Annotated in this window: 15 protein-coding genes; 9 read left to right on the top strand and 6 right to left on the bottom strand. The window is 61.5% G+C overall.

Annotated elements, in window-relative coordinates:
• Nucleotides 1-21: 21 nt before the first annotated feature.
• The 5 genes from thiL to apaG all read right to left on the bottom strand — a co-directional run bounded on the left by thiL (nucleotide 22) and on the right by apaG (nucleotide 6,021).
• Nucleotides 22-1,008, bottom strand: coding sequence for a thiamine-phosphate kinase (thiL, locus tag AC1DUR_RS10630; protein ID WP_477721553.1), 987 nt, complete (start codon nucleotides 1,006-1,008; stop codon nucleotides 22-24).
• Between the two features lie 32 nt (nucleotides 1,009-1,040).
• On the bottom strand, nucleotides 1,041-2,180 hold the full coding sequence (locus AC1DUR_RS10625) for a YbdK family carboxylate-amine ligase (RefSeq protein WP_477721552.1): 1,140 nt from the start codon (nucleotides 2,178-2,180) through the stop codon (nucleotides 1,041-1,043).
• Nucleotides 2,170-3,429, bottom strand: coding sequence for a cation:proton antiporter domain-containing protein (locus tag AC1DUR_RS10620; RefSeq protein ID WP_477721551.1), 1,260 nt, complete (start codon nucleotides 3,427-3,429; stop codon nucleotides 2,170-2,172). The genes AC1DUR_RS10625 and AC1DUR_RS10620 overlap by 11 nt, the downstream gene beginning before the upstream one ends.
• 223 nt (nucleotides 3,430-3,652) lie before the next feature.
• Nucleotides 3,653-5,617, bottom strand: a complete 1,965-nt coding sequence (locus tag AC1DUR_RS10615; RefSeq protein ID WP_477721550.1) for a site-specific recombinase — start codon at nucleotides 5,615-5,617, stop codon at nucleotides 3,653-3,655.
• An 8-nt stretch (nucleotides 5,618-5,625) separates the two neighbouring features.
• Nucleotides 5,626-6,021 (bottom strand): Co2+/Mg2+ efflux protein ApaG, encoded by a 396-nt coding sequence (apaG, locus tag AC1DUR_RS10610; RefSeq protein WP_477721549.1) that lies wholly within the window; start codon nucleotides 6,019-6,021, stop codon nucleotides 5,626-5,628.
• Between the two features lie 101 nt (nucleotides 6,022-6,122).
• Between apaG and rpe the strand changes: the two genes are divergently transcribed.
• From rpe to AC1DUR_RS10570, 8 genes are all read left to right on the top strand, one after another.
• Nucleotides 6,123-6,818, top strand: coding sequence for a ribulose-phosphate 3-epimerase (rpe, locus tag AC1DUR_RS10605; protein ID WP_477721548.1), 696 nt, complete (start codon nucleotides 6,123-6,125; stop codon nucleotides 6,816-6,818).
• A 55-nt stretch (nucleotides 6,819-6,873) separates the two neighbouring features.
• On the top strand, nucleotides 6,874-8,598 hold the full coding sequence (locus AC1DUR_RS10600; protein WP_477721547.1) for an adenylate/guanylate cyclase domain-containing protein: 1,725 nt from the start codon (nucleotides 6,874-6,876) through the stop codon (nucleotides 8,596-8,598).
• A gap of 160 nt (nucleotides 8,599-8,758) precedes the next feature.
• The gene (locus AC1DUR_RS10595; protein WP_477716221.1) at nucleotides 8,759-9,511 is read left to right on the top strand and encodes a response regulator transcription factor; all 753 of its coding nucleotides are present in this window, start codon (nucleotides 8,759-8,761) and stop codon (nucleotides 9,509-9,511) included.
• A gap of 190 nt (nucleotides 9,512-9,701) precedes the next feature.
• Nucleotides 9,702-12,233, top strand: a complete 2,532-nt coding sequence (locus tag AC1DUR_RS10590; protein ID WP_477721546.1) for a PAS domain S-box protein — start codon at nucleotides 9,702-9,704, stop codon at nucleotides 12,231-12,233.
• An 88-nt stretch (nucleotides 12,234-12,321) separates the two neighbouring features.
• A complete protein-coding gene (locus AC1DUR_RS10585; RefSeq protein WP_477721545.1) occupies nucleotides 12,322-13,959 on the top strand; it encodes a hypothetical protein in 1,638 nt (545 codons plus the stop codon).
• Nucleotides 13,956-16,553 carry a hypothetical protein gene (locus AC1DUR_RS10580; protein WP_477721544.1) on the top strand — a complete coding sequence of 866 codons (2,598 nt, stop codon included), beginning with the start codon at nucleotides 13,956-13,958 and terminating at the stop codon, nucleotides 16,551-16,553. The genes AC1DUR_RS10585 and AC1DUR_RS10580 overlap by 4 nt, the downstream gene beginning before the upstream one ends.
• 205 nt (nucleotides 16,554-16,758) lie before the next feature.
• Nucleotides 16,759-17,715, top strand: a complete 957-nt coding sequence (locus tag AC1DUR_RS10575) for a TniQ family protein (RefSeq protein WP_477721640.1) — start codon at nucleotides 16,759-16,761, stop codon at nucleotides 17,713-17,715.
• Between the two features lie 436 nt (nucleotides 17,716-18,151).
• Nucleotides 18,152-18,895 (top strand): hypothetical protein, encoded by a 744-nt coding sequence (locus AC1DUR_RS10570; RefSeq protein ID WP_477721543.1) that lies wholly within the window; start codon nucleotides 18,152-18,154, stop codon nucleotides 18,893-18,895.
• A gap of 263 nt (nucleotides 18,896-19,158) precedes the next feature.
• Here the strand turns inward: AC1DUR_RS10570 and AC1DUR_RS10565 are convergent, their stop codons facing one another.
• On the bottom strand, nucleotides 19,159-19,878 hold the full coding sequence (locus AC1DUR_RS10565; protein WP_477721542.1) for an NUDIX hydrolase: 720 nt from the start codon (nucleotides 19,876-19,878) through the stop codon (nucleotides 19,159-19,161).
• Between the two features lie 105 nt (nucleotides 19,879-19,983).
• Between AC1DUR_RS10565 and AC1DUR_RS10560 the strand changes: the two genes are divergently transcribed.
• On the top strand, nucleotides 19,984-21,036 hold the full coding sequence (locus AC1DUR_RS10560) for an SPFH domain-containing protein (protein WP_477721541.1): 1,053 nt from the start codon (nucleotides 19,984-19,986) through the stop codon (nucleotides 21,034-21,036).
• Nucleotides 21,037-21,044 lie beyond the last annotated feature (8 nt).

The raw sequence follows: 21,044 nt of genomic DNA, 5'->3' as shown, positions 1-21,044 counted from the left end.
CAAATAATGGCTGCTGCCGTGTCAGGCAAAGTGGTCAAATGACGAGAACCCGCCGGGCATGAGCTGCCCCAGGGCATCGACCAGCCGCAAGCCGGTCTCGCTCTCGATACTGCCAATGCGTGTGACCGGCGTTTGTGCCAGCTGCGAGGCGGCCCGCACGGCATCACGGGCGGACATGGGCGCCGTGAAGGCCAGCTCGTAATCGTCGCCGCCCGAGAGCACGAATTCAAGCTGTTTTTCTTGGGAAATAGCGGCCCCCTCCACGGCCAGACGTGAGCCGGCAGCGGCCAAATCCATAGCGAATTCGGTGTGGATGGTGGCGCCGACGCGAGAGGCCGCGAGAATGTGGCGCAGGTCGCCCAGCAGCCCGTCGCTCACGTCGATTGCGGCGCTCGCCACGCCGCGCAAGGCCTGGCCCAGCGCCACCCGGGGCGTGGGCTGCTCCAGGCGGGTGCGGGCTTGCGCCAGTGCCTCGGCGGGCAGCTGCAGCGCGCCGCGCAGGGTCTCCAGTGCCAGCCGTGCATCGCCCAGCGTGCCGCTCACATACAGGTCATCGCCTGCCCGCGCGCCCGAGCGCAGCAGGGCCTGGCTTTTGCCGCCCACCACAGGGACCTCGCCGAACACGGTGATGCAGATATTGAGCGGCCCCTGCGTCGTATCGCCGCCGACCAGCTCACAGCCGTGCGCATCGGCCAGGCCCAAGAGGCCGCGCGAGAAGGGCTCCAGCCAGGCCTCGTCGGCGCGCGGCAGCGCGAGCGCCAGCGTGAAGGCCAGCGGTGTCGCGCCGCAGGCGGCCAGGTCGCTCAGGTTGACCGCTAGCGCCTTGTGGCCCAGCGCGAAAGGATCGACATCCGGAAAAAAATGCCGTCCCTCGACCAGCATGTCGCTGGAAATGGCCAGCTGCGTGCCCGGCGTCGGCTGCAGCAGCGCGCAGTCGTCGCCCACGCCGAGCACGGCACGGCGTGCAGGACGTGTGAAGTAGCGCGCAATCAGATCAAACTCACCCATGCGCCAAGCATACAGGCAGTGCGCCTGCCTGGTCAGGGCAGCTGGGTATGCGTCACGCCGCCGCGAAAGCGTTGCGCCGCCTGCCGGATGACTTCGGCCAGCAGGCGCTCCTCGCCCTGCTTCTCGCGCAGCCAGCGGGCGTCGTTGTCGCCGCGCTCCACGCTGGTCTGCAGCAGGTGCAGCGAGGCGCCGGCGCCCACCGCTCCGGCGTGGCGCTCAATCTGGCCCATGGTCATCAGGATGTGCTCGCGCAGCGGCATGTGGCCGCCGGTGGCCGGGTCCACATAGACGGCGTCGAGGCCGAAGCGGCAGGCCTGGAAGCGGTTGTAGGTGTAGACGAGGTAGTCGTCTTCCGTCGGCATGAAGGGCTGCTCGTTCATGAACCACGAGGCCAGCGACTGCACGAAGCCCGCCAGCGCCGTGGCACGCTCCACCGTGAGCGGTGTGTCGAACACCCGTATCTCGATGGTGCCGAATTCCGGTTTGGGCCGGATGTCCCAGTAAAAGTCCTTCATGCTCTTGACCACACCGGTGCGCGTCATCTTGTCGAAGTACACGGTGAAGTCGTCCCAGGTCAGCGCAAACGGGGCACGACCCGACAGCGGAAAGGCAAACACCGAGTTGAGCCGCGCCGAGTCAAACGCCGTGTCCTGGCCCTGCACATAGGGTGACGAGGCCGACAGCGCGATGAAATGGGGGATGTAGCGTGACATGCGGTGCAGCGTGAGCAGCGCGCTGTCTGCATTCGGGCAGCCCACATGCACATGCTGGCCGAAAATCGTGAACTGCTTGGAGAGGTAGCCGTAGAGCTCAGACAGTTCGCGAAAACGCGGCTTGTCGTAAATGCGGCGTTCGTGCCACTGCTGGAACGGGTGCGTGCCGCCGCCGACCACGGCAATATTGAGTTTGTCGGCGCTTTTCACGAGCGCATCGCGGATCTGCGAGAGCTGGCCCAGCACTTCCGACGACGAGTTGCAGACCCCGGTGGAGATTTCAATCATGCTCGAGGTCATCTCGGGCACCACCGCACCGGGCAACGGGATTTTGTGCATCAGGCGCAGCATGTCCTCGGCATAGGGGGCCAGGTCATAGTCATGCGTGTTCACCAGCTGCAGCTCAAGCTCCACGCCCAATGACAAGGCGGCAGATTTATGGAAGGTTTCAAGACTCATGACGGGGTCCTGCAGGGGGGTTGCGCCGCAGCGGCGGCCAGGGGGTTGAGCTTTCGCCGGCGCGGTAGATGGCCACCGTGGCCAAAATGGCACCGAGCACCCCCATCAGCAAAATGGCCGGCAACGCCACCCCGGCAATCTGCCGACCCAGCGCGCCGGAAGCGGCCACAAACTGCGACACCAGCAGCAGCGTCACCGACGACATCGGGGACATGGCGCAGCCGACCCACAAGGCCTGCTTCCAGCTGGCACCGCTGCCGACATTGCCCAGCGCCACGCCGATAATCTTGGCCAGCACGCGTGCCACCACCAGTGCCAGCACCAGGCCCGCCACCGGGCCGCTCCAGTCGGCCTGGGCTGCCACAACCGACACCAGCACAAACATCAGCATGGTGAGCATGGAGGAGGCCGTGCCCATTTGCCGCGGCCAGGACCAGGGGCGCGGATTGAGCTGCTTGAGCAGCATGCCGCCCAGCAGTGCCGCCAGCGGCGCGGAACCGCCAAAGTTGGCGGCCAGCGCGGCGCCGGCCGCAATCAGCGCGAGCAGCAGGATGGCGGTGTTCTCACTGGTGGGGCTCATCACCCGCAGCGCGGTGCGCAGCGTGAGTGCCAGCACGGCGCCGACCACCACCGACAGCCCGAGYACCACCAGCACCGGGTAGAGCGAGTTCGTCAGTTCGGCTTCGCCCCGCGGCATCATCCCCGCGCGGGCGCTGCAAAGCGTCAGGGCATACAAGGTGCTGAGGGTGGACAGCACCTGCGCCCGCTCAGTGACCGGGCCCGCCGCCCGCGTGTCGATGGCCACGCGAGCCAGCACGGCGGGCGACGCGGCGATGGCCAGCAGGGCCAGGGATTCGGCGACGACTTCGCGCATGCCCATATAGTCCAGCGCCCAGCGCACCACGAAGAAGGTCAGTGTGGATTCGGCCAGGCTTTGCACCAGCACCATGGGGTTGTGGCGAAACCAGCGCAGCGGAATGCGGCCGCCCGCCTCAAACAGCACGACCGCGACGCCCAGTTCCAGCAGGAAGAGCCCGATACCCTGCAACGGCCAGGCAGCGCCCGTGAATCCGGCCAGACCGGCTATGCCGCCGAGGGCCGAATAGCCGATGACCTTGGGCAGGCCGGTGTAACGGTTCACCAGATGGCCGGAAGCGGCTGCCAGGGCCAGCAGGATGGACCACTGCACCGTAGGCAACCCTGCCGATGGCTTGATCCACTCGGCCCAGATGGCCAGGATTTCATTCATGCAGGAGGCTCTCCACTCTGGTCAGGACTCTGCAGCCACGCCTGCCGCGGGGGAGAGGCAAAGGCGGGTGCGCTTTTGGTTGGCCAGCAGTTATAGCTTGAAGCCCGGCCGTCACTCGAGAAGCGACGATGCGTTGCACTAATTTACAGGTGTCATGGCGCCCGCCCTGTAGGACAATAACTGAAACCACCTGATGGCCGGACAGCGGTCCGCCGTGACGGCACTACGCCGGCATGAAGAAGCTGCGTGCTTGGGTGCGCCAGCGGGCCCAGATGGCTGCGCGAATGCGGGCGCGGTCCACCCCGCTGACGTTGTGGGCCTGCAGGGCTAAACGGAACGCGAGGTAAAAACTCACACCCAGGTTCAGCGCCCCAATGAGGGGAATCGCGGCCATGCACCACCAGATCGCCGGGTGCCGGAAAGCCTCAAAACCGAGCGAGGCGCCGGCCGCAGCGAGTTGCCCTGTCGACAGCGTGACGTGGCGTGCTTCGAGTTCGATGCCGAAGAAGCCGGTGAACGCCGGGATCAGGCCCAGCATGAAGCCCAGGGCAATGTTGGAGGCAAAGCCGGAAATGTTTTCGCGCATGAAGGCTGACCAGCGCGCCGCCCGTTCACTGCCCAGGGCGCTGGTAAAGCGCGGGTTGTAGCGCATGGCCGAATCGAGGCGGTGCAGCACAAACCAGTTCTCGGCCCACCCGGCGATCATGCTGGCGGAAAACAGCAGAACGCCGGTGAAGGCTGCCCAGAGCAGCGTCGGGCCCAGCAGCGTCAGCGTGGCAAGGATGTGGCGGGCTTCATCGTGGCTGATCATCGGATGGCCCAGCAGCAGCAGGATCAGCGCGTTGATCAGCAGCACGGCCGGCACGACCATGAACACGTTGCCGAACACGGCCGCCACCTGCGAGCGCACCAGGTGCGTCACCTCATCGACAAAATCCTCCACGGCATTCGTGGCCTCGGCCGATCCGATGTCCTTGAGCTTGGCGGCCATGGCGGGCGCCGTCATCGCCGGTTGCTTGGTAGCCAGCGTGAAATGCAGCAGCTGGATCATGACGAAGGTGCCGGCGTAGGCCACGCTGGCCCAGAAGCCGCTCCAGAAAGCCGACAGTCCGATGCCCACCACCATGAATTTGAGCAGCGTGGTGAAGGCCGTGACCGCACCGCCGCCCATGGCCTTGCCCAGCATGTCGCGGTATTCCTCGCGGTTGCGGGTGATGTAGCGCTCGCCGGTTTCAGCGCTGCGTTCGGCCATCTTGGCCGACAGCAGGGTGGAGTTGGCGCTGATCAGCGCGCCGATACTTTTACTATCGTGTCCGATGACCACCCGCCGCACCAGCAGCTTGAGTGCGGCCATGGCCGGTTTGGGTGAGAGCAGGGCGTCCAGCAGTTCCCGCACACGCATCATGCGCTCGCGCAGCTGGCGCAGGCGGAACACCATGCCGACCGAAATGCCGTTTTCCTCGATGTGCGCGTAGACGCTGTTGACCGCCTGGCGACAGGCGTCAAGCCGCCCGCGGTACTGCGTGACGGCGGCCTGAAGCTGCGCCTCGTCACGTTCGGGGTTGAAAAAAATGCTGCGAAGTTCTTCGATGTCGGAAGGCAGGGCGTGAAATGCCCGCGCGTGGGGCGTGGCCCGGTCCATGCGCAGCCGCAACTCGGGCGCGAAACCGGTGGCACGGATTTGGGCCGTGCAGTAGGTCAGCGCGTCCACCAGGCTGTACTGCCAATGCAGGGTGTCCAGCTGGCCATGGGGTGACAGCAGGCAGGCCAGCTGGTCGATCTGCGGCTCTTCCAGGGCGCCCATCCATTGGGCATCGAAACGCCTCGGCGCCACCAGCGGGAACAACTCCGACGCATCGGTGGTTTCGGGCGTGCCCGGCAGCATCTTGCGGCGCAGGCGTTCGCCGAGTTCGCTGACAAAAGCCGTGCGGGGTGCAAAGCCAAAGTCCGCCAGCAAGGTGGTGATGTCGACCGTCTGTATCAGCTGCTGCCACCAGGCCTGCAGGCGGCGCTGAACGTCCGGCTGCGCCTCGGCGGCCTCCAGGAAAGCCTGTACCCGCGCCACGGCCGCCTGGACCGAGGTCTGGTCGCCGCGAATCCATGCGAACAACCGGATCAGCCACACATGGCGCCCGGTCAGGTCGGCATCGGGGTTCAGCGCCCGGAGCAGGGTGGGCAGGTCTTTCATCGGCCGGGTCAATGCAGGACGCGGCCGGCCGGATTGCCCCCCTGGTGCGCCTCAAGCACAAACATCGGGATGGCCACTTCGAAGCGCGCGCCGTCTTCCGCCACACAAAAATAACTGCCGTGCATGGTGCCGGTCGGCGTGCGCAGGCGCGAGCCGCTGGTGTACTGGAAGGACTCGCCCGGCTTGAGCAGCGGCTGGTGACCCACCACGCCCAGCCCCTTGACTTCTTCGGTGTGGCCGTTCGCGTCGCTGATGATCCAGTGGCGGGAGATCAGCTGGGCGGTCACATCCCCGGTGTTGGTGAGGGTGACGGTATAGGAAAACCCGTAAATCAGGTCTTCGGGCGCTGACTGGTCAGGCTGGTACTGGGGGACGACTTCGCAGGAAAAATGGTATTTGGACATGGCTGGAAAAACTGTGGGCGTCCATATTAACCGCCTCAACCCGTGCCGGTGTAACGGCCCCCCCCCGGCAGCGGGGGGCGGCTTGCTGCGACAATCGCCCCATGAGTAAAACCACGCCGCCCACCTACCGGATTGCTCCGTCCATTTTGTCCGCCGACTTCGCCCGCCTCGGTGCGGAACTTGAGGCCGTCATAGCGGCGGGGGCCGACTGGATCCACTTTGATGTGATGGACAACCACTACGTGCCCAACCTGACTTTCGGGCCCATGATTTGCCAGGCGCTGAAACCCCACGCCAGAAAATCCGATGGCTCGCCGGTACCGATTGATGTGCACCTGATGGTGCAGCCCGTCGATGCGCTGGCTGCCGCGTTTGCCGATGCGGGCGCCGACCTGATCAGCTTCCATCCCGAGGCGTCCGGCCACGTGCACCGCAGCGTGCAGGCCATCAAAGCCAAGGGATGCAAGGCCGGGCTGGTGTTCAATCCGGCCTCGTCCATGGAGGTGCTGGACTGGGTCATAGACGACATAGACCTGATCCTGATCATGAGCGTCAACCCCGGCTTTGGCGGGCAGAGCTTCATCGACTCGGCGCTGCGCAAGATCGAGCAGGCGCGAAAACGCATTGACGCCTCGGGCAAGGATATTCGCCTGGAAGTCGACGGCGGCGTCAAGACCGACAACATCGCGCGTGTGGCCGCCGCCGGCGCGGATACCTTTGTGGCAGGCAGCGCCATTTTTGGCAAACCCGACTACAAGGCGGTGATTGACGCGATGCGGGCCGCATTGGCGAACTGAGGCGGCGCGCCGGGGCGCAAAAAAGTGCCTCTGGTTTTAATGGAGGAGCCGGACCATGCATAACGTAGCGAGGCCGGGAGCGGGCGAGCTGCTCCATCCGGGTGCTGGTGCCATGACTGCCCCGGTGCAGCCGCACCGGCCCCGCGTTCTGGTGATTGACGATACGGCGGATATCCGCTATTTCCTCGAGGCCTTGCTGCGGGAGCGATACGAGGTGCTGGTGGCTGGCGATGGCGAGGCCGGCCTGCAATTGGCAAAGGGCAATCCGCGCCCCGGGCTCATCCTGCTGGACGTCATGATGCCCGCCATGGATGGCTATGAGGTCATGCGCCGGCTGGCAAGGGACCCGCGCACGGCCGATATCCCGGTCATTTTCCTCACCGCCCTCGGCAGCGTGGCGGATGAACAAAAAGGACTGGATCTGGGTGCCACGGACTACATCACCAAGCCGATCAGCCCGCCCATTTTGCTGGCCCGCGTCAGGCTCCATCTGGAACGCAGCGCCAATGCCAAACGCCTGAAGGATTTGTCCGAGCAGCTGTCGCGCTACCTGGCGCCGCAGGTCTACCAGTCGCTGTTCGACGGTTCCCGCCAGGCAGAAATTCAGACGCAGCGCAAACGGCTGACCGTGTTTTTTTCCGACATCAAGGATTTCACCGCCTCGACGGCGCAATGGCAACCCGAAGAAGTCACACTGCTGCTGAACAGCTATTTCGCGGAGATGTCGCAGATCGCGGCGGAATACGGCGCGACGCTGGACAAATTCATCGGCGACGCCATCGTCATATTTTTTGGTGACCCCCACAGCCTGGGGCCGCGCCAGGATGCCTTGCAGTGCGTGAGGATGGCGATGGCGATGCAAAAGCGCATGCAGGATTTGCAGCGGCGCTGGCGCAGCATGGGCATCAGCAAGACGTTCGAGATACGTGTCGGTATCAATTCCGGCTTCTGCGATGTGGGCAATTTCGGCAGTGCGCTGCGCATGGAGTACACCATCATCGGGCGTGAGGTGAACCTCGCTGCCAGGCTTGAGCAGGCAGCAGAGCCCGGCGGGATCCTGATCTCCAGCGAAACCCATGCCCTGGTGCAGGGCGAGATCCTCGCTGATGCGCGGGACCCCCTGCTGGCCAAGGGCTTCTCCGAGCCCATCGCCATCTATGCTGTCCGTAACACGGCCATCGCCCCGGCAGGCGATGCCGGCATCATCCAGAGTGACAAGCCGGGACTGCGCATGGACATCGACCTGGGCCGGCTGACGGATGCGGAGCGGGCGCAAGCCGCTGCCCAGCTTCGCAAGGCGCTTGAGAGCCTGGAAGCGCCGGCGGCTGCCGCCGCCGTGCCAGTCACTGAAGCTGCCCCCAGGGCCGGGGCGGTAGAGGTGGCGGTGGAGGGGGATTCAGCCGATGTTTTATTGCCCGACCACGTGGTGGGCCTGGACCTGGCGTTGGGACTGTCTCGCGCGATGGGGCTCAACCCGCTGTACGTCTCGATGCTCCGCCGCTTCCAGCAAAGCCACCAGGAAACGATCGCGCGCATCCGCCAGGCCCTGGAAGAAGGTGAGCTGAAAACGGCTGAGATGCTGAGCCATGCCTTGCGGGGTATCGCGGGGCAGATTGGTGCAACGCGTGTGCCACATGACGCAGAAACGCTGGAACTGGCCCTCGGTGAAAGCCTGCCGCGTGAAGCCATTGACGGGCGACTGGCAGCGCTGGAGGTATCCCTGGGCGAACTGATGGGCGCGCTGGATGCCGGCTTGCCGCCCGAAGCCGCTGCGCCTTGATCTTTCTGAGCCGGGGTCGGGGTAATATGCAGAGGCTGGTGCGCCAGAATCTGAGGGTATATTTTGGGGAGGTGCTTGCGGATGAGCCGCCCCTCAAGCACCAGAATTTGACAGCAACCGGGCGCATGTCACGCCGCATGTCACGAGAGGAGCCAATACCTTGGACTACACCGATGTTTACGGGGTTACTTCGAACGGCGAACAGGAGTTGCGTGGTTCGGTCACCACCATTTCGCCGCCCGAGGTCGAATTGCTGGTGCGACTTGACGGTGTTTTGACGCTGGCGCAGATTCGGCAGAGCATGAGTGCAGCGGCTCTCGAAACATTCGATGAGACGCTCCGGAATCTGGTCTTCAAGAACCTTGCGGCGGTGGTCCATCCGGATTCCTTTGCCGCGTCGCTGCAGTTCCAGTTCAGCGCCATGGCGTTGACCCAGGCCAACGCTGAAGCCGATGCCTGTGCCGCGTCACTCAAGAACTCCAGCTACTACGTCCGGATTGCGCACAAGCGCGCGGTGCATCCCACGCGTACTCCGGGGCAGCGCTTATCGGCCATTGTTGTGGATGACGACCCGCTTCTGGCCAGTTTCCTGAGCCAGTATCTGATTTTTGAAGGGTTTGATGTGCGAGTCGCCGGGTCCCGTGCCGAGGTCGTGGCCGAGTTTCGTAAACCCCCGAGGCCCGATCTCGTTCTTCTCGATGTGATGCTTCCCGATGCCGATGGCTTTGACATTCTGCTCAGAATGCGTGCGCACCCGGCACTCAAGGATGTGCCTGTCATCATGCTGACTGCCAAAGCAACCCGGGAGTCTGTGTTGAAAGGCTTGGCGGGTGGCGCCAATGGCTATATCACCAAGCCCGTCGAGATCGATTCCCTGCTGGAGGCAGTGCGGACGGTGGTCGGGCAGCAGTAATGCAGGCCCCGGGCGATGGACGGCCTGCCAACCCGTGTATAAATCACTCGGGCATGGCATGCCGCGGTGGCGTATCCGGCCTGCATACACCTTCACGCGCTGCCGTGGATGAGCCGTTTCGGGGGAGTCCGCGGTCACCGACCCTGGCACATTGAACCCTGCGACGAGGTCCAAACCCAAAAAAGCCACCATGAAGCTACCCTTTCGCGCCACTGTCAACCTGGCCCTGTGCATGGGGCTGGTCCTGATCGTCCTGAGTACGGCCGCGTCGTACATCACGATCAATGCATTGATCAGCGATGCAAAGGAGACGAAAACCCGGGAAACGGCACTGCTTCTGGAGGAAGTCGTTTCCCAGTTCAACACCACGGAGTCCCTGCAACGGCGCTACCTCCTCACCCATGCGGCAAATGACCTGACGGCGTACCGGCAAGGCGGGGCACGGTTGCAACAGGCGCTGCTGCACGTGTCCGGCGCGCAACCGCCAACCGACACGTCGCGGGCGTTGCTTGCGCTGAAAGACCTGATCACCCGGCGGGTTGAAGTGATGGAGCAGACCGTCGCGGCCCGGCAGCAGGTGGGGCTGGAGGCTGCCGCGGCCCTGGTCGGCAATGGCCCGAACCGTCAGCTTCACCAGGAGATTGACGCGTTGGCCCATCGCATCAAAAGCGCTGAAACGCTGGCGCTGGAGCGCTCAAAGGAAGAGACCCGGCAGAGCGCCCAGACCGTCAAGCGGCTGATTTTGTCAGGCGGCGTGCTCTCGCTTGCCGTATTGGCATGGGCCCTCCTGATGATCAGCCGCTTTCAGGCCCAGCGCCGCCTTGTGGAGGCGCGGCTTTCCGACAGCGAAGCCATGAGCCGGGCCGTGACCGAGAGCATGGCAGAAGGGGTGGTGACGGCCACCCCGGAAGGCATTATTGTCGGCGCCAACAGCGCCGCGCGGTCCCTCTTCGGCTACACGCTTGAAGACCTGGTCGGCCGCCAGGTGGCTACTTTGTTGCCGGCGCGCTACCGGGCGAATTTCACCGCATTTTATGAGGCCCTGGCCCGCCGCCCCCGCGATTTCAGGGAGGCCGGCACCGAGGTCCGCGGGGTGCGCCGCGACGGCACCGAATTTCCGGTCCACGTGTCTTTCGGGGACGTCCATGTGGGCGGACAGCGGCTGTTCACGGCCATCATTCGCGACATCACCGAAAGCAAACGGATCAGCCAGGCATTGCGCGACAGCGAAGCACAACTGCGCCAGCTCACGGATACCGTTCCCGCGCTGATTGCCTACGTTGACAAAGACCAGCGCCTCCAGTTCCACAACAAGGCCTATGAAGAAGCGTTTGGCCTGTCGCACGAGCAAATTCACCAGAAAACCCTGCTGGAGGTGATGGGGGCAGAGTTTTACGCAGGGGTGAAAGACCACGTCGCGGAAGCGCTTGGGGGCTATTCGGTGCGGTATGAGCGCGAGCAGGTGAGCGCCACCGGCCGGCGCCGCGAATACGTGATGGATTATTTTCCGCGCTATGGCGAGGGCAAGGAGTGGGACCAGGCCATCGGATTTTTCGCGCTGGGCAACGACGTCACCGAGCTCAAGCGCGTTGACCGCATGAAGAGCGAGTTCGTGTCCACCGTCAGCCACGAATTGCGGACCCCCCTCACGTCCATACGCGGCTCGCTGGGGCTGGTCTGGGGCGGCGTCACCGGCGAGTTGCCAGAGAAAGCGAAAGCGCTGGTGGGCATTGCCAAAAACAACTGTGAACGGCTCATCCGCCTGATCAACGACATCCTTGACAGCGAAAAAATCGAGTCCGGCAAAATGCGCTTTGAGATGCAGCCGGTGGAACTGGAGCCCCTGATGGAGCAGGTGCTCGCCGCGAACGAGGGGTTTGCAGCGCAGCACCAGGTGAAGCTGGTGCTGCGTACCGGCCGCCGTCCGGTGAGTGTCTACGCGGACAGCGATCGCCTGATTCAGGTGGTGACGAACCTGCTGTCAAACGCCATCAAATTCTCCCCGGCGGAAGGTACGGTGCAGATTCTGCTGCGCAGCGAGGCGGAGCGCGTGCGCGTCGAGATCCGCGACAAGGGCCCCGGCATACCTGAAGAATTTCGCAAACACATCTTCCAGAAGTTTTCCCAGGCCGACGCGTCTGACACGCGGCAGCGGGGTGGAACAGGCCTGGGCCTCAACATTTCCAAAGCCATTGTGGAGCGCATGGAAGGAAGCATTGGCTTCACGACGGAGCAGAACGTCGGAACGACTTTCTTTTTCGAATTGCCGCAATGGAAGGAGGCCCCGCCCGTGACGGCCCCGATGAGCCTCTATGCGGTTGCACGGCCACGGATTCTGGTGTGTGAGGACGATCCGGATGTCGCACAGCTGATTGGCATGATGCTGGACAGAGGCGGATTCGATGCGGATGTGGCCCATACGGCGGCACAGGCACGCGACTACCTCAAGATGGAGTCCTATGCGGCCATGACCGTAGACATCAAACTGCCCCATGAAAACGGCCTCGACCTGATTGCGGAGTTGCGCAGGGACAAGCGCACCGCCGGCCTGCCTGTCGTGGTGTTGTCGGTGACACCGGAGGAGGATCAAGTGCGCGCCGAGCGGCTGTCGCTGGAGATTTCCGACTGGCTGGAAAAGCCGCTCGATGAACAACACATGCTCGACTGCCTGCGCCGGGCCGTCAGGAGCGGGCGTGCCCGCCAATGGAAGGACTCTCATTGATGGTTGACAATTTTCCTCATTTGAACCCGGGTGTAGTTCAAGATGCAGCCACCGACGGGGGCCCAGGCGTGAACCGGGGCCTTCTCTGATGCCGGTCGCGAAGAGCCTTCAATCCCCGGAGTGGATCAATAGTAGCGCCGTGATCACCGGCGGCCTGGATCTGCTCGGATTGCGTCTTCCGGTCCAGTTTATTGGCGGCACGTTGCTCGATGGGGTTACCACCGTGACGCCATCGGTACGTTATCTTGCGTTTCGGTCCTGGTTGATTCATCGATACGGTCAGAGTGGGCAACCCGATAGCTGGCAGACCTTCACGGACTTCGCGGCGCGCCTCGAGTCCGCCTTGGTCTTAGGGAATTTGACCCAGAACCGGTTTATCAGTGGCCTCATCGGGGCTGATCAGGCACTGGTGCGTCTCGATGCAAAAACGTCGGAGATGGAAGTTTCCGCACTCGTCATGGCGCCGGCATCCACGATCTATGCCGGCCCATCAGACCAACTGGGCCTCACTAGGACGCGAGATAAGGCCGTACCCGCTTTGGTTGCCGAACGCGGGGTGCCCCTTGCAACTGCGATGGATCAGCGGTTGTCACGGGTTCCCATAATCTGGCGTTTGCTGTCGCAGGGGGATCTTGCCCGGGTGTCCATGGATGATCTGCATGAAATCGGGGCGGTTGCTCGCATCGACCAGATTCCCGACGATGAGCGGGAGCTATTGCTTGCGGCCATAGTCCCGGCGAAACCGCGTCCCAAAGCACGGCATCCGACGGAGTGGGCACGTATTGAGACTTACGCGAGCCTGCTGGCGCTGGCATCGAAACTGAAGAAACGGCCATCAGAGGGCGACCTGTTCGACACGGCGTGCTCAGTGGCACGTTTCGGTGAGCCGTCTCTCGATCATGCTGCCGATGGTTGGACGACCTACTGCGTGCGAGATTCCGTCGCTGTGACACAGGAGGCCGTGCTGGCCGCCGTGATGGACGAGATCCTGGGGAGTCCCGATGGTGGCCTTTCGGGAGCTGACCGTGATGTCGTCATTGCGGCGCTGATGGAGCGCGTTGAAGAGCACGACTCCGCTCTACGGGACCTTGGGCTGCTTGGGGCTGGCGAGTCGGTTACCGCACTGTCGTTTCGGGACCTTCAACGCCGCATCGAAGACTGCGTTTCGGCTGGTAGCTTGCAGACGCACGGGATCAGCCGATGGTCTGACAAACTGATTGAGCCGATGCTGTATAAGCGAGCATTGAAGTCGGGTGCCGGAGCGTTGTCGCTGGCCGTGGTGGCCTGGATTCTTGCGGCCGCTCGTGTTGGCGATGCCGTGCGCGAGAACGGCAGGGAGTACGGCAGTCTCTCGTACCAAGGATGGCGGCGTGTGGGTGTGCGTGATGTCATCCTGCCTGAGCTGGAGCGCTTCCATCGCGAGGATCGACCCTTGCGCGACGTCGCCGCCGAATTCGCTTACCGGACGGTGCAGCAGCATCTTCAGATCACGTGGTCGCGGCTGCAGGTCGATCTTCAGCGCGACGTCGCGCTGCTCACCGCTGAGGGCAACAAGTGGTTCTCCCGGCGCAAAGGCTTCGCCGCAGGGCGCACGGCGTCGCGGATTCAACAAGCCTTGGGTTGGCTCAGTCAGCTCAAGTTGATCGACGCCGGAGGCATCACTGCCGATGGTGATGTAGTGCTCAAGCGCGCCTTCAAGGTGTTGTCGGAAGGGGCTGCGGTGTGAATCCTCGTCTTTTTTTCCGTGAGCGGTCCTATCACAAGGCATTGCTGCTGACCTATTCGTTCGATCCGATCTTCTTCGAACAGGTGGTTTTGCCCGACCTGTGGGCGGGGCGGTCGAGTGACATTCTTGTCCTTGGCGATCAAGGCCAGATCGAAGTTTCGACGGAGGCGGCCGCCGGTCAGCTCTGGCATTTGGGCAAACAATATCTCCTTGCAGGCGCGAAGCACTTGGGAGCGTTCCATTCCAAGGTGTTTCTGCGACTCGGTCCGAAAGATGGCGTGGTTATGCTGGGTAGCGGCAACGTCACTAGTTCCGGCTGGGGCGGCAATCAGGAGCTGGGAACTGCCTGGATGCTTGGGCCTGAGCAAGCCGACAAGGGGGGCTGGCTACATCCGTTCCTCGACGATGTACTTTCCTGGTGTGGCGGTGATCTGGAGCGCGACGCCGTGCGCCGCATGAAGGACGTGCCGTGGCTTAGCTTGACGCCGGTGGTACCAGGGGCGCTAAGCCCGGTGCTTCACAGCCGGCAGGGGCGAGCGCTGGGACCCGCCCTTGCGCAGCGGTGGGCCGGTCGGCAATTCGACGAAGTCAAGATCCTCACCGGGTCGACCGACGAGTCCGGCGCATTTCTGAGGTGGGCGCACTCGACCTTCGGTGTGAAGCATGCCACCGTGGCGCTCACACCATCGACAGCCAGTTTTATCCCCGAACAACTGGCGGATCTGCCACTGCAGCTGCGGCTAGTTGCCGCGCCGGTGGGTCGCCCCCTGCATGCGAAGCTCTGCTGGTTCGAGGGGCCGAGCGGTCCTGCCGCAGTCATGGGCTCGGCAAACTGTTCTGCGGCTGCCTGGTTGCTACCTCCGAATCAGGGGGGAAATGTAGAAACAGTGGTCGTTTACGATCAACCGAATGATGAGGAGTTTGAGGGAGTGCTCGGCGTGTTCAGCGCACCGACGCAGCATCCTGCCGACTTGCTGGAGCCAAAGACGGTCAGCACGACCGAGTTGGCAACCAGTGCCAGCGACTACGCACTGAAGTCTCTTCGTTGGGATAGTTTGGCCCGCCGTTTGCAAGCAAATATAGGCCCGATGCCAGCGCCAGACATGACCGTTGAACTTCTGCTCGCCGGTCATCGCCTGCCGATGATGCGCCCGCATGGCCCGGGTGGGTACTGGGAATGCGCATTGCAGGAGGGCCTTGGATCGGCAACGGCTTTCGCGTCGGTATTAATCACGCGCGGGGATGATCGCTGGACGACGCTATCCAAGTGGGTGAACGACATCACTGCACTAGAGCATGCAAGCCACGCCGCCAGGCTGCTGGAGCCATTCAAGGGACTTGAACGCATTGCAAATTCGGGAGAGCAACGTCAGATGCTTGACGAGCTTCAAGAGGTCGCCCAGGCCTTGTTCAATGACACGGCATCCTTTCGCGATCCTGGTTTCGGCTCAGGCGCTAACGACAAGGCCGAGGACGAAGAGGATGCGCCCTCTGCGCCAGTCAACCCGAACGATTTGATTGTTCACCTGGAGGATCAGCAAGAGTCATTGCCGCATTTCAGTTCGCCCCAACCTGGAAATCTGTCCCTTACTGGCATCCTTCAACTGCTATTCGACGCCGAAGCTGACGAGGGGGCTGGTTCGGCTGCGGCCCAGGACGAACAACTCGATGAGGAGCAACTGCCCGACGAGGGGGGGGCGGCAGGAGTCGAAAAAGAAACAGGACAAGAAAACGCCACTCAGGAGCCTGTCCCCGTCGAAGACCGCTTCCGAGAGCGACTGGCCGCGCAGATCACTACCTTTCTTGGGCAGATGTCCTCGACGACGTTCGCCAACCGTTGCACGGCCACGCAGATGGTGCAGGCTGTGTCGTTTCCTTTGGCGGTGGCGCTGCGGGGGAAGCGTAGGGGCTGGGTCAGACCGGCTCTCGCAGAGAGGTGGGCACTGGAGGTGTTCTCGATCCTTTTCTGCGGGAATGGGCCGAGAACTGGTGGGCTGCTAGGTGTCGTCGAGCAGCGCTACAAGCAGAACGATCAAAAGTCGACTTTTAACGACGTGGTTGGCGATGGAACGCTCTGGGTAGTGCTTGTCGCCACGCTGGGCAATGCAAATTGGCAGGGGATCGGAACTGACATCGACAAGGCAATAGCCATGAGGGAAGTCTTCACCTCACCGCAACTTCTGGCATCTGCACTGCCGGGCCGAATCGCTGGACTATTAGGGAATATCCGCATCGACGACGCCCGGTCGTACCTCGTTGAGGTAGCCCCAACCATAACGCGACTGCTATTCGAGATTGAGGAGTTCCTCTGGCCAGTTTGGGAGACGGAAATGCGCGAGCAGAGCGAGAGGTCTATCACTCACAAAGTCGGAGACCTGCTTTGGCGTCAGAACGTCGGCTGGGCAGTCTGTTTGGCTGTGACGAATCCTGGGTCCGATAGTCCAATACACGTGCGCCTGAGGGGATTCGAGAAAGAGGTGGCGAGAGGCTTTTACATCAACGTAACCGAACTTGCCGACCGGGACAAACCCTTGCGAGCACTCATCGACCAGCTTCGTGATTTGACGTGTGAGCGGGACGTATTAGATGCTTAATCATGTCAACCTTCCCAAGCAGCAAGGGCAGTTGCCCATTCATCAGTCTTGCGTCGAATATGCGGCTGGTTTGAACTCTATTAAGTTGAATCAGGGCGTGGTTTGATTGAATAGAGTCCACAACAGCCTTTCAGAGAGAGATCTGCATTTTGGTGCCAGCGTTTTATCGTCTAAAGTCCACAACTTTTCCAAAGAAGCTGTTTTCGTGAACGTAGCGTCAAGAATAGAGTCCACAACAGCCCTTCCAGCGTCTTCTCCGCTTCTTCCTCCGGGCTCGTTGATCTATTCAGCGGCAGTAATTGCCCAGAGATTTGGGGGGTATCCGAGTAGAGGACTTGCTGTGGAACGAGTTTACGGGCACCGCAAAGGGATCCCATCCAACTTTTTCGGTGCGGGTGCGAATAACATTGCCCGCAGCTACTTTGCGGATTACCTGACACCAGATCAGGTACTTCGGCAACATACCCTTTTTGGGTTCTACGCATTAGGGTTGAGCAAGTCTGTAGAGTCAAAATGGGCGGCCCAGTTAAAGGTGGGAACGTCGGTAAGATCTGCTCAATACAAAAGAATCCATGTGCCTGAGGCGGGAGCCCTCGGGTTGAGGTGGTGCTCAATTTGCGCTTGTTCCGATCAGTTGAAGCTGGGGTTTGCCGCTTGGCGAGTTATTCATCAGCTGCCATTCATCCGCTCCTGCTCAGTCCATGGGGTGCCCTTAAGCGTGTACTGCGAAAACTGTAAGAAACCGTTAGACACCGGAAATCAGTTCAGGCTACCAGGGGAAAGCTGTACCGCATGTGGGTCTGCACTGTTCGCTGATCTACCGGCAACTGCGAATGAAGGATATCTCTCTTTGATTTCGCAATGCGAGGACGCGTTTAGCACGCGAAGTGAAAAATTCAGACCAAGCGCATGGGTAGAGCGGGTAAAAAAGTTTCGAGCATTTTTTGATTCTCCTCGTACCGCACTAGAAGTTTTATCAGACCAAATTTGTAAAAAGTGGGGGGTGCAATCGCCTGAAGGCGTGAGTGAAATTCTCTCGTTTCCACTTGGCAAATATTACGTTCAGTCTTCGCTTAGCGGACACACCTCAAGCAGCCCACTTGTCGCTCAACTAATTGTTTTGGATGCTATGTATATGGGTATGCCAGATGGATCTACATAAACGGGCACACGAGGTGGAAAGTACCGTCAGGCCCCTCCCTCCGAACCCGGTGTGCGGTTTTCTCCGCGACGGGCTCTCCAGCCAGTTGTTTCCTCATCGGGATTGGCGCGCCAATTTATGGACCTTTGACATCGTGAATAGCCCAAGATCAGCGAAGAAAGTATCTGATCGGCGAAGTCGGTGCGCTTTACACCTCACCCTGTTTTGATGGAATATGAGTTTGGAGCGGTCTGACCACGATTCGTGCCTACAAATTCTCGCCGCGAGCCAAGCCTGTGCAAGAGTGCAAGCACCTTGCGCACGTCGGCCAGACGTGGGAGCGAATTTTTGCCCGTGTCAGCCCATGGGCGTTCGGTGCGGATCTGGCGCTTGCCCACTCAAAACACGAAGATCTTGCAGGCTTTGCCCGCATGTGGCTCAATCGAAAGGATTGTCCATGAATACAAATGATCTACTTAGGCTTTGGAAACAGTCACTTTCTAAACGCCTTGGACGCTCTGAAGAAGCCATCCTTGAGGATGGACTTTGCGCCAGCGATTTCCCAGATTCGAGTGTACATATCGTATTTGAAGATGGCAGTGATCTGACCTTTCGACGCGCGTTTTATCTGGGCGATATTGATAAACGGAAGGTAGACAAATCCATTTGTAGAGTCGCAGTGTTTTCAGAACATGCGGGGTGCCATGAATTTTGGGTTGGTCCTGAGGATCGCATTGACGTTGTCATGCGACCAAAAGGGTCATTGGCAGATCATTTGGAAAAACTCGATTCAAATGCACTGCCCTCAGATGAGGATAGAGCGTGGGACAACATGCCTCCAGTTGGAAGGGAGTTCGGGAGCCCGGACTACGAGAGACTGATGGAGCAAGACCGGGCGGAGTTTCAATCGAAATTGTCCTACCTCATCAAGGCTTGCAGTGATTTGGCCGAGTCCAGGGCTGGCGGCGTTCAGGCGGATGAACGCCAGGATGCAGTCAATGTACAAATCGCACTAAAAGAATTAGGGCAACAGGTAAGCCTCGGCGTCGCGGCAGAGGTATGGAGGCACCATTCCAACTCGTTGATGGCGGGCTGGATGTCTGGCGCAGAGACAATCGCCTCGGCCAAGAAGACTCTGTTTTTCTATGTAAGCGCCTTACATGGCGGTATTCAGAACAGCAATTTCAACTCGACTGATTAATGTAGGAAACGGCCAATTTTGTGCGGCGCAGCATTGCGACCCGTTGGAGTCAGTGAGCATCGCTATTTGGTCGCCACATTGCAGACCTCCCAAGAGTGGAAGCTGGGGGTGTCGGTTAACCGGTTCACCAACCCACCTGTTGAGTGGCTGTCAGCGACCACAAGCGGGCATTAGCGAACCGCCTCGATGCCATGAAACCCTGCAAGGTCTCTGTGGGTAGAGTGACCCGATCTCGGGGCAATAAGAGGTCTCGGTCCCATTTATTAAGTACTCCTGGGACTGAACGTTCTGGGGAAGTACGCCGCAGAGTCGCGGGCTTTGAGGCGGTATCCCATGGCCGGCCGAGGCGATCCAACGTCCAGGAATCCATCCTCTGTAAGAAAGCCAGCGGCCAATGCGCGAGTCCGGAAGCCGCTCTTGTCGATGGCTCGCCCCAGAACGACTTCATAGACCTTCTGCAGTTGCGGAAGCGTGAACGGTTCGGGCAGGAGAAACGCGGGCAGCGAGGTGTACTCCACCTTGCTCCGAAGCCGCTCCAGCGCGGCCTGCAAGATGTCGCCATGGTCAAACGCCAGCCGCTTGCGCGGTGATGGCTCGTCCACCGGATGCCACTTGGCCGGTGCGACCTCGTCCTGCGCCAGTTGCACAGAGTCAGCCGGCAACAACGCAAAGTAGGCATGCGTCGCCGACCAGCCGCGCGGATCGCGGCTCTTGCCTCCCCAACTGCCCAGTTGCTCCAGATACGGACTCTTCACGCCTGTCTTGTCGAGTAGCTTGCGCCTGGCGCAGGCCTCCAGCGAGTCGTCCTTCCTCACGTCCACGAAGCCGCCAGGCAGGGCCCAGGCATTCGGGAAGGGCTCCGCAGGTCCATCGGGCCGCTTGACCAGCAGGACCTGCAAGTGGTCATTCAACACGGTGAAGATCGCCACATCGACCGTGGTCAACGGTCGTTCAAAACTCAGGCTGCTTGCTTTGGTCGCCATTTTTGCGCTCCTGGTTGACAAACTTGAATTAAGTTGTATTATGCAACTCATATTAGGTTGTTCAGTACAACCTAATAAGTTCAGCAACCAAAAGGAGAGCGCGCCATGTTAGGCATCAGATTCATCAAGTCCCAACCGACGGTTCACCTGATCCAGTTCAAGAAAGGCAAAGTGGTCCGCGAGGGCGCCGGCCAGTCGTTCTACTACTATGCGCCCACTTCCCCCGTGGTGGCGGTGCCCGTGGCCAGCGCCCATCACCCCTTCATGCTGACCCTGGTGACGTCCGACTTCCAGAACGTGACGGTGCAGGGTCAGGTCACCTACCAGGTCAAAACGCCCCAGCTGACCGCCCGGCTGATGGATTTCTCCCTCAAAGCCAATGGTCAGGGCTATGCATCGGACGATCCGCTCAAGCTCGGTGACCGGGTGGGCATGCAGGTCCAGGTGATCATCCAGCAAAAGGTCCAGGCCCTGGCCCTCAAGGAGGCCTTGCTGTCCTCAGCCGAAATCGCCCGGCACGCCGAAGCCAGCCTTGGCGCCCAGCCCGAGATCGCCGCCTTGGGCCTGCAAGTCCTTGGCGTCTCCATCCTGGCCATCAAGCCGACCCCCGACATTGCCCGGGCCCTGGAAGCCGAATCCCGCGAGGCCAACCTGAAAGCCGCAGATGACGCCATCTACCTGCGCCGCATGGCCGCGGTCCAGAACGAGCGCGCCATTCGGGAGAATGAACTGGACACGGAAGTCGCCGTGGAAGACAAGCGCAGCCAGATAGAAGATGCCAGGATGGCGGCCAAGGCATCGGTCATGCGCAAGGAAAACGCGCTGCGCACCGAACAGATGGACGCGGACGTCTCGCTGGAAGAAAAGCGCAAGCTGTACGTGAATGGCCAGGCCGCCAATTCGAGAACCCTGGCCGAGGCAGAGGCCGCCCGGCTGGAAGCCATCATGAAAACCTTCCAGGCGGTGGATCCCCGCACCATCCAGGCCTTGGCTTCCGCCGGCATGGACCCGGCCCAGCTGATTGCCCAGGCCTTCGGCGGCATTGCCGACAAGGCCGAGAAGATCGGCCAGCTGAACATGTCGCCTGAACTGCTCAATTCGCTGCTTGCCGGTGCGGGCGCCAGCAGCCGGCTCGGGCAGACAGCAGCCCGCAAGTAAGCGAAAGG

The sequence above is a fragment of the Polaromonas sp. P4_F4 genome, assembly GCF_056401355.1.
This window is presented reverse-complemented; position numbering and strand designations above follow the sequence as displayed.